General features: G+C 40.1%; 5 protein-coding genes and 1 pseudogene. All 6 read right to left on the reverse strand.

The annotated features are described in order from the left end of the window. Positions 1–92 precede the first annotated feature (92 nt). Complete coding sequence (locus tag NE671_RS13835; protein WP_092069423.1) at positions 93–2,924, reverse strand: response regulator; 2,832 nt, start codon at positions 2,922–2,924, stop codon at positions 93–95. 178 nt (positions 2,925–3,102) lie between these two features. After that, positions 3,103–5,958 (reverse strand): transporter substrate-binding domain-containing protein, encoded by a 2,856-nt coding sequence (locus NE671_RS13840; protein ID WP_256164096.1) that lies wholly within the window; start codon positions 5,956–5,958, stop codon positions 3,103–3,105. Between the two features lie 46 nt (positions 5,959–6,004). Next, a pseudogene (locus NE671_RS16100) lies at positions 6,005–6,202 on the reverse strand (response regulator); the annotation flags it as partial. A gap of 3 nt (positions 6,203–6,205) precedes the next feature. Next, the gene (locus NE671_RS13850; protein WP_256164098.1) at positions 6,206–7,705 is read right to left on the reverse strand and encodes a response regulator; all 1,500 of its coding nucleotides are present in this window, start codon (positions 7,703–7,705) and stop codon (positions 6,206–6,208) included. 78 nt (positions 7,706–7,783) lie between these two features. Continuing rightward, on the reverse strand, positions 7,784–8,143 hold the full coding sequence (locus tag NE671_RS13855) for an Hpt domain-containing protein (protein ID WP_092069413.1): 360 nt from the start codon (positions 8,141–8,143) through the stop codon (positions 7,784–7,786). 30 nt (positions 8,144–8,173) lie between these two features. Continuing rightward, positions 8,174–8,482 carry a response regulator gene (locus NE671_RS13860; RefSeq protein WP_256164099.1) on the reverse strand — a complete coding sequence of 103 codons (309 nt, stop codon included), beginning with the start codon at positions 8,480–8,482 and terminating at the stop codon, positions 8,174–8,176. Between the last annotated feature and the right edge of the window lie 56 nt (positions 8,483–8,538).

Below are 8,538 nucleotides of genomic sequence, written 5' to 3' on the forward strand. Positions count from 1 at the left end.
ATTACCGTTTTAACGTCCAAAAATAAAAAAAAGAACAGCCGATATATATATCGAACTGTTCTCCCATTTCCGAAGTCCACGCAGCATTGACATTACCGTTCTATATATTTTGTGATGACAGATATTAAAATCCTCATATCAACCGGCTTCGCCACATGATCATCCATTCCGGCATTCAAAGCAGCCTGTACATCCTCTGCAAATGCATTTGCTGTCATTGCAATAATAGGGATCTCCTTTCCGTCCGGACGCTCCGACAGATTTCTGATAGCTTTTGTCGTTTCATAGCCATTCATTTCCGGCATCATGATATCCATCAAAATCAGATCAAAGGTCCCCGGAGCTGTATTGCAAAACTGTGCCAGGGCAGATTTTCCATCGGCAGTCCTGGTTACGATCATCCCTTGTTCTTCCAGCAAAGCTGCTGCTATCTCTGCATTTAAATCATTGTCCTCTGCCAAAAGGACATGCAGACCATGTAAATCCATATCTTTCCTTAACTTTTCTTCCTTTTCAGTCAGTATCTGTTCTGCTATAAGCAGGGGAATTTCTACCGTAAATGTTGAGCCAATACCCTTTCTGCTGCTGACCTCAATTTTTCCACCCATAAGATCTACATACTGTTTGGCAATGGCCATTCCCAGTCCGGCTCCCTTATAGCTGGTTCTTGCCCCACCATTTTCCTGACTGAACTCATCAAATATTCTGGTCTGGAACTCCTCACTCATACCAATTCCGGTATCTGATATACGATAGCGTACAATTATATGATTCTCATCATTACCCGGAGCGTTTTCTGCAGCGAATGAAATGGTGCCTCCGTCTTTTGTAAATTTGACTGCATTACTGATAATGTTGAGCAATACTTCCCTGATTCTGAGTTCATCTGCCATCACATAAGGAGTTTTTAGTTTTTCTCTTGAAACATACAAATTAAGATCACGATTTTCCATATATCCCTTTGCGATCGACAAAACAGTATTTATCATATCCCTGAGATCTGTCGGTACCGGTTTATATTCCAGTTTACCACTTTCAATGCGGCTGATATCCAACACATCGTTGATCAGTGTCATCAGATATTCTGAACTCTGCCTGATCTTTTTCAGACAATTCTCCACCTCTTTGTCCGGTTTCCTCTTCATGGCAATATCTGTAAATCCAACAATTGCATTCATTGGTGTCCTGAGATCATGGGACATATGGTTCAGGAATGTCGTTTTTGCAATATTCGCCGCATTTGCATTCTGTGCTTCTTTCAGGGCTTCCATCTGTTTTTTTCTACTCACGGAAAGAGAATAAACCAGAAGAAGCAGTACAAAAATAATCACAAACGAAACTCCGATAACTAAGCCTGCATGCTCAGCAAGGATATCCTTCAAGGTCATTTCCTTTTCTGAAACAGAATTCTGTGCAAGGACAACACCATTTAAAACATTGGATGACTGCTCAATTGCTTTATTGATAATGGTAGCTGCTCTTCTGTTTTCTCTCGTCGTGAACATTCCTAATTCCTGCCGTTTTGCCATCTCTGCAAATGACAGACTTTGGGTCAGTGGACTTTCATTAAGAATATTGATCTTTGAGGATGGAACGACAGTTGCTCCCACTTTTCCATTTGCTACAGCCTCCAGGCATTCTTCCTGTGTATCATATTGTTTGATTTCTGCATCCGGAAAAAGAAGGGACACCATCAATCCAGAATACAGTGAGGTCTCTGTCACTGCGATCGTAGAGAGACTGCTGCTATATTCTTTTCCCTTGTAAATAACAACCGGCGTAATATCAAAGATTGCATCCGTCAAAACCACTTGAAACTGTTCCTGTGTATAAAAATCCTGAATGATAGGACCGGCAATATCTATTTTGCCAGATTGCAATGCCTCATTCATCTCTACTCCCGTGGAACATGGAACTGCCTTGATCGTAATTTTATATTTTTCCTGAACAGTATCCAGAACAGTTCCAAGAATTCCTGTGAGTTTCCCATTTTCTTCACCACAAAAAGGAAGATTATCCTTTAGATATCCCACGCGGATCGTATTTTCATGTGCATCCAGCCATTGTTTTTCTTCCTTGTTAAGTGCATAGTTTATGACCGCTTTTCCTTCATAACGGGCATACAGCTTGCTGCTGTAGTCCGTTTCTGTATTGTTGATTTCTTCCATGGCAGAATTTAATTCCTTTAACAGATCTGGTCTGGATTTTGATACACCGAAATAACAGTCACTTGCACCGATATTGGCAATGGCAATAAAATCGCTGTTGACAGACAGCACTGGGATCACAAGTGCATCCAGTTCATCTGCATCCAGTTTTTCTATCATTTCATCATAGCCTTTACAAACAACCACCTCTGCCTGGATCTGATTGCTGTCCAGCCATTTTTCCAGAAGTTCTTTCTGATAGCTTCCATCTGCTACACCAATACGACAGCCATTCATCTGCTTTGGATCACCATCCATAAGATCTGTATGATCTTCCCGGGTATAGATCCAATATCTTTCTGTTCCTGCGGCATAGGTTGAGTAATCTATAGATTCTGCTCTTTCCGGTGTGTAACTGACATTTCCAAGTATATCTATTTCTCCATCTGCCAACATATCCAGACACTCTTTAAATGAGCCATAGACATATTCATACTTCCAGCCGGTTATATACGAAATCTTCTGGAGATACTCATAGCCTGCTCCCTGCTTGTGTTCCCCATAGCCGCCTTCCTGAAAATTGGCATATGGGAAATAGCCAACTCTCACGGTTTTATTTTCTTCCTCTATTACCTGAGTTGTATTCCCATCACTTTTTGTTTCCGACGCATAAACAAAAAACGGTACAAAAAGCAGCATGACAAATGCAAAAATGCTCAAACATACTCTATTATTCTTACTCTTTTTTCTTATCTGTTTTTCTATCTTTCTGTTCATTCATTTCCTCTTTATCATCCAGTAAAGCGGACATTCGCAATCCGCTTTCGCTACTTGCTCATAAACGCAGTCTGTTTGCGTTCATGCTGTTGTCCTTCCCAGTCTGTAAGTTTTCCTGTTTTTTCAATACAGAAAGAATGACCACTCCATTCAGTATAACACGAAATTATTAGTTTTCTTACTGCCTTAAAACTTCCGCTAACATCGACAGCAGTTTATCAATCTGGATCGGCTTTGCAATATGACCATTCATTCCGGCTGCAACAGCATCCCGCTTATCTTCTTCAAATGCATTTGCCGTCATTGCAACGATCGGTATGCATGCCTTATCCTTATCCGGCAAGTGCCTAATTGCCTGTGTTGCTTTATAACCGTCCATTCGGGGCATCTGGATATCCATGAGGATCATATCATATGTTCCCACCGGCATTTTTGTTATCTTATTTACACACTGAATGCCATCCTCCACACGTTCTGTTTTAAGGCCGGCACGCTCAAGTATTGCTTCTGCAATCTCTGCATTCAGATCATTGTCCTCTGCCAAAAGGATATTCCTGCCTTCAAGGATTTTACTGGCTGTTCCAGAGCCTTCATCGTGTTTTTTTACATAATAGCTTTCATCCGCTATCCTGTGTTTTAATGTTACAGTAAAGGTGCTGCCCTTTCCAGGCTCACTCTCTACATCTATTGTTCCGCCGAGCAGATCAACATATCTCTTTACGATTGACATTCCCAATCCGCTTCCTGTGATTTTGCTCTTTGTAGTGTTTCGCTCACGCGTGAATGCATCGAAAATCTTTGTCAGATAATCCTGGCTCATACCGATTCCGGTATCGCTCACCCTGGTCCTTACCATCATGTACCCGGGCTCATCACATACTAATTCGTCTATGTTTATCATAACAGAACCACCGGATGGGGTATATTTTATGGCATTGCTCAGGATATTGACAAATATTTCTTTTACCTTGGTAGTATCTGTCAGTATATGTTCATGCTCTACATTTATTGTGTAATGAAGTGCAATATTCTTTTTCTTTGCTTCATCACCAAATATTTCAAATAAAGTCTGCCGGATATCTTCAATCCGGCCATAGTTCTCATCAATTTCCATCTTTCCGCTCTCAATCCGAGCCATATCAAGTACATTATTTATGATTGACAGAAGAAGATTTCCAGACTGCTGCAATTTTTCCAGATGATCTGAAGTTTCAGGCAGATCCTTTTCTTTTAGTTCTTCCTCCATAAGCTGTGCATAACCCAGAATTGCATTCATAGGAGTACGGATGTCATGTGACATATTGTTAAGAAAACGAGTCTTTGCCAGACTGGCATCCTCTGCTTTTTTCAAAGCGATTTCCAGTTTGTCATTGAGTTTTTTTGTATCCTTTGCCGCAAGCTTTGCGACAGCTTCTGCTTTCCTTGCCTTCCGCAAAAGTACGAGGATAATACCAATGATGCTGAGTGCCAAAAATCCTACCGTAGCAAAAAAAACAAGCAGATTGTCTTTTATGAAATCAGAAAATGTTACTTTATCTGCAGTACTGTCATAGATAGCAAGTGCACTTGTAAGCATGTCAAACGGCATGGCCTTTATAGTTTTATTCAGTATTGATAAAAGGCTTCCATCTCCCTCTCTTACAGTAAAGCATGCCTCCATTGTTTTTGTAAGTGGAACACTCTTGAAATTTTGACTGTTATCATATATCAGCGCCTGGCTTGCTCCCATGAGGAAACGGTCTGCTTTTTCTTGGATGACCATATCTGCTGCATTGTCAAGCGAATCACAATCTACAAGCTTCCATTCAGGATAACTGAATGCAATATGCTGTTTTAAGGCATATTTTTCCTTTGGCACAGCTACAGTATGCACCTTATTCTCATCAAATTTTTCCTCATCAGTTACCGCCATCAAACTGTAAGTCCAGGCTGTGTTTGTAAGTGCATATCCGTTTTGTTCTGCAAAATATGGATTCCTGCCGGCATAAAAAATCATGTCAATCTCACGATTCTGCAGCGCCTGAATCATTTCATCATAATCATCATATGCATGTATATTAAATTCCAGTGTCTGATTTCCCAGACAATCTTTGGCATAGGAGATATATTCCGCCAGCATACCGGTAATTTTTCCAGTCTCTTCATCCATGGAAAAGATTGCCGGATCATTGTTCAAAAATCCTATCTGGATACCTCCATGCTCTTCCACCCAGACCTTTTCTTTACCTGTAAGAATCTGAATATAATCAAGTGTAAAATACTTCTTATACAGATCTGCCTTAAAAAAGGGACTATCCTGTTCCAGTTGACGCATAGCATAGTCCAGCTCCGTCTTGATATCGCTGCGTTCTTTATTTATTGCAAAATATATGCCTGATTTGCCAATCGTGGTAACGGATGATATTCCCTGTTCAGACCAGATCGATTCCTCCAGAGATACAAAACAGTCGATCTCATGATTTGCTAATTTCTTTTCGACATCATCATCATTATTCACATTTACATGTTCTGTATGTATGCCATTCTTATTTTCCCATTCTGTCAGCATGATCTCAGGTTCTGTATCCATGAGCACACCTACACGTTTCCCATCCAGAGACTTGAAATCAGACATTCCAATATCCGTATCCGATAAATCAGCATAAAGGATATATTTTTCCTCCCCCATCGGTTCATCCGGGAAAAGCATCTTTTGTGCACGTTCATCGGTGTAAGAGATATCACCCATGATATCGATCTCACCATTTTCAAGTTTATCAAAACAGTCAGACCAGTCACATTTCACATACTCAAATTTCCATCCGGTATAACCTGCCAAAGCCTGCATAAGTTCGTATCCATATCCTCGTCTTACACCGTTTTTATCGACATAATTAAAAGTATCCTCAAATGAGCCGACACGGATGATCTGTGACTGCTTTTCATCGTTGTTCGTCTCAGCAGCCCGGCAAGGTACTGTCAATACCATCCATATTCCCAGAAACACAAATATACCTGCACATAGTACGGTTGATTTTTTCCTACTTTTATCCATATTTTTATTTCCTTTATTTGTGCGGTTTTTCTAATACTCCGGACACCTAATCCAGGTTCTTCTGCAGGATGCTGATCAATTCCTCTATGACAATTGGTTTGGACAAGAACCCATCCATACCACATTTCAGTGCTTTCTTTCTATCCTCATCAAAGGCATTGGCAGTCATAGCAAGAATAGTAATTCCAGCCAGTGCCGGATTTTCTTTTTCATTAGGATCCTCCTTCTGAGCTTCCTTTGCATTTTTCTATTTTACAATATCAAAATATCCAACGATCCCAATGTATCCATCCTTCTTCAAAGGCGACCACAATGTATGCAATTTCAGTTTGTACATCTGGCGGTCATTTTCCACCCTTGCTTTTATCTGCACAGAGATTTCTTTATTTTGTACAGATGTCTGATATAATAAACCCTGAATATGATGAACATCTTCTTCATTTACTCCGAATTCTTTGAACAGATTAAAATCCGGATTATTTCTCTGATATAATATCTGCTGTTTTCCGTTTAATATAGTCAGCTGACCGGAACTTGTATTGTAATCAATTGAACCCATGCCGCTGTTCGCTTTGAAGGAATCAACCTTTTCCTTCATGACCCTGAGAATACTCTGTGAATAATTTGGGTTCGGTAAAGATCTGTCGCTGAGTATTTCATTTGAAAGTCTCTGCACTTCATGGTAATAGCTATTGTCATCCTTCTCTTTATCAAGCATTTTCGAAAGCTGAAGACGCAGCTCTTTCAGGCACTTAAGGAGGATGGGGTTAAATTGTCCGCATTGCCCATCCAGGATCATCTGGATCGCTGTGTCATGATCAAATGCTTTCTTATAACATCTTTCACTTGTAAGTGCGTCATAAACATCAACGATCGACACCACCTGTGCGGAGATTGGTATTTCTTCTCCTTTCAGTCCATCCGGATAACCTTTTCCATCCCATCTTTCATGATGCCATCTGCAGATTTCCCATGAAGCACGTACCAATGAATTGTCTTTTGGGAAATGCATATCATGGATCATATCTGCACCAAGTTCACTATGAGTTTTCATAATTCTGAATTCTTCATCGGTAAGTCTGCCAGGTTTGTTCAGGATTTCTTCCGGAATACGGATCTTACCGATATCATGAAGAGAAGATGCTGTTGTGATCAAAGAAATATCTGCCTCTGTCATAGGATAAGCATCTGTTATTTTTACCAGTTGTCTCAGCATCAGTTCTGTTGCTGTTTTAATATGCAGGATATGTTCTCTACTCTCACTGTTACGTGATCCCAGTACATTACTCAGGATCCGGATCATAATATTATTATTTTCTTCTTTTTCGTAAACCTGATCATAAACCACATTAATCAGATGCTTTTGCTTCATATAGAGTCCCAGGGTATTCTGAACTCTTTTCTTTACAATCACAGAATCAAACGGTCGTGTGATATAATCCGTGATTCCCAGCTCATATGCCTTACGCATAGTATCAACGGCATCTTCTGAAGATATCATAATTACAGGAGTTTCAGCAATACACTGGCTTCTTTTCATTATTTCCAAGACTTCAAAACCATTCATCTGTGGCATATTGATATCTAAAAGCATCAGATCAATTCCTATATTTTCTCCTATCATCTGAATTGCCTGATTTCCATTTTCCGCTTCCAGGTAATTATAAGTTTCTCCGAGGATCTCCTTCAACATATCCCTGTTAAATTCTGAATCGTCTACAATCAGGATCTTTTGTCTTTTATCCATATTTTTTTATTTCCTTTATCCAATGGGTTTATGATGTTCCAAGCACCTGGTCAAAGATCGAACGTCGTGTCGCATCACTTAATTCGACAGTCCCTTCTTTATTTCTTCAATCATCCTCTCATATACTTCTGTTACTTTTTCCATTGCCTTCGATATCCCAGGCTGCGCTCCGGTTCTATCTCTCAAAAGTTCTGTTAACTCATTACTAACCTCATACAGACGGTCAAAAGAAAGATTCTGACAAACCCCTTTCAGTGTGTGTGCACTGCGGAAAGCATCTTCATAATTTTTATTTTCCAATGCCTGTTTTAACTGTAGATAACTCTGGTCTTCAAGGAACTTTAATGTAAATCTCCGAATCAGTGCTTCGCTTTGAAGACGTCCCAAGACATCTTTATAGTTTCCTCCGATCGCTTCATAGCATTCCTGTATTGTCATGATTTTGTCCTCCTATCTATATTTCACTGCTTATTTGTCACTGCCATATCCATTATATTTCACCAATTTATGAATTACTTTTATCAGTAACCCCACATCAACAGGCTTAGCAATATGTTCATCCATCCCTGCTTCTTTTGCTCTTATTCTGTCCTCCGTGAACGCATTTGCTGTCATTGCAATGATCGGTATTTCTTTTGCATCCTCTCTGTCCAGAGACCTGATCATCTTTGTAGCTTCATAACCATTCATGACCGGCATCATAATATCCATAAGACGGATATTCGCAATCCGCTTCGCTACTTGCTCATAGCCGAATAACATCTTGACACTCCCCACGGCTAAAGCAGGGGGATTCTTGCTTCTCCCACTACTGCATTGGCAAACACCTTACG

Source organism: Blautia sp. DFI.9.10 (assembly GCF_024461705.1).
In the GTDB taxonomy this organism is placed as follows: Bacteria; Bacillota; Clostridia; order Lachnospirales; family Lachnospiraceae; genus Blautia_A; species Blautia_A fusiformis.

Bases quoted from the DNA above. Each gene is read 5' to 3' on its own strand.
- NE671_RS13855 (WP_092069413.1), bottom strand. From the start codon at position 8,143: ATGACAATACAGGAATGCTATGAAGCGATCGGAGGAAACTATAAAGAT.
- NE671_RS13850 (WP_256164098.1), bottom strand. From the start codon at position 7,705: ATGGATAAAAGACAAAAGATCCTGATTGTAGACGATTCAGAATTTAAC.
- NE671_RS13840 (WP_256164096.1), bottom strand. From the start codon at position 5,958: ATGGATAAAAGTAGGAAAAAATCAACCGTACTATGTGCAGGTATATTT.
- NE671_RS13835 (WP_092069423.1), bottom strand. From the start codon at position 2,924: ATGAACAGAAAGATAGAAAAACAGATAAGAAAAAAGAGTAAGAATAAT.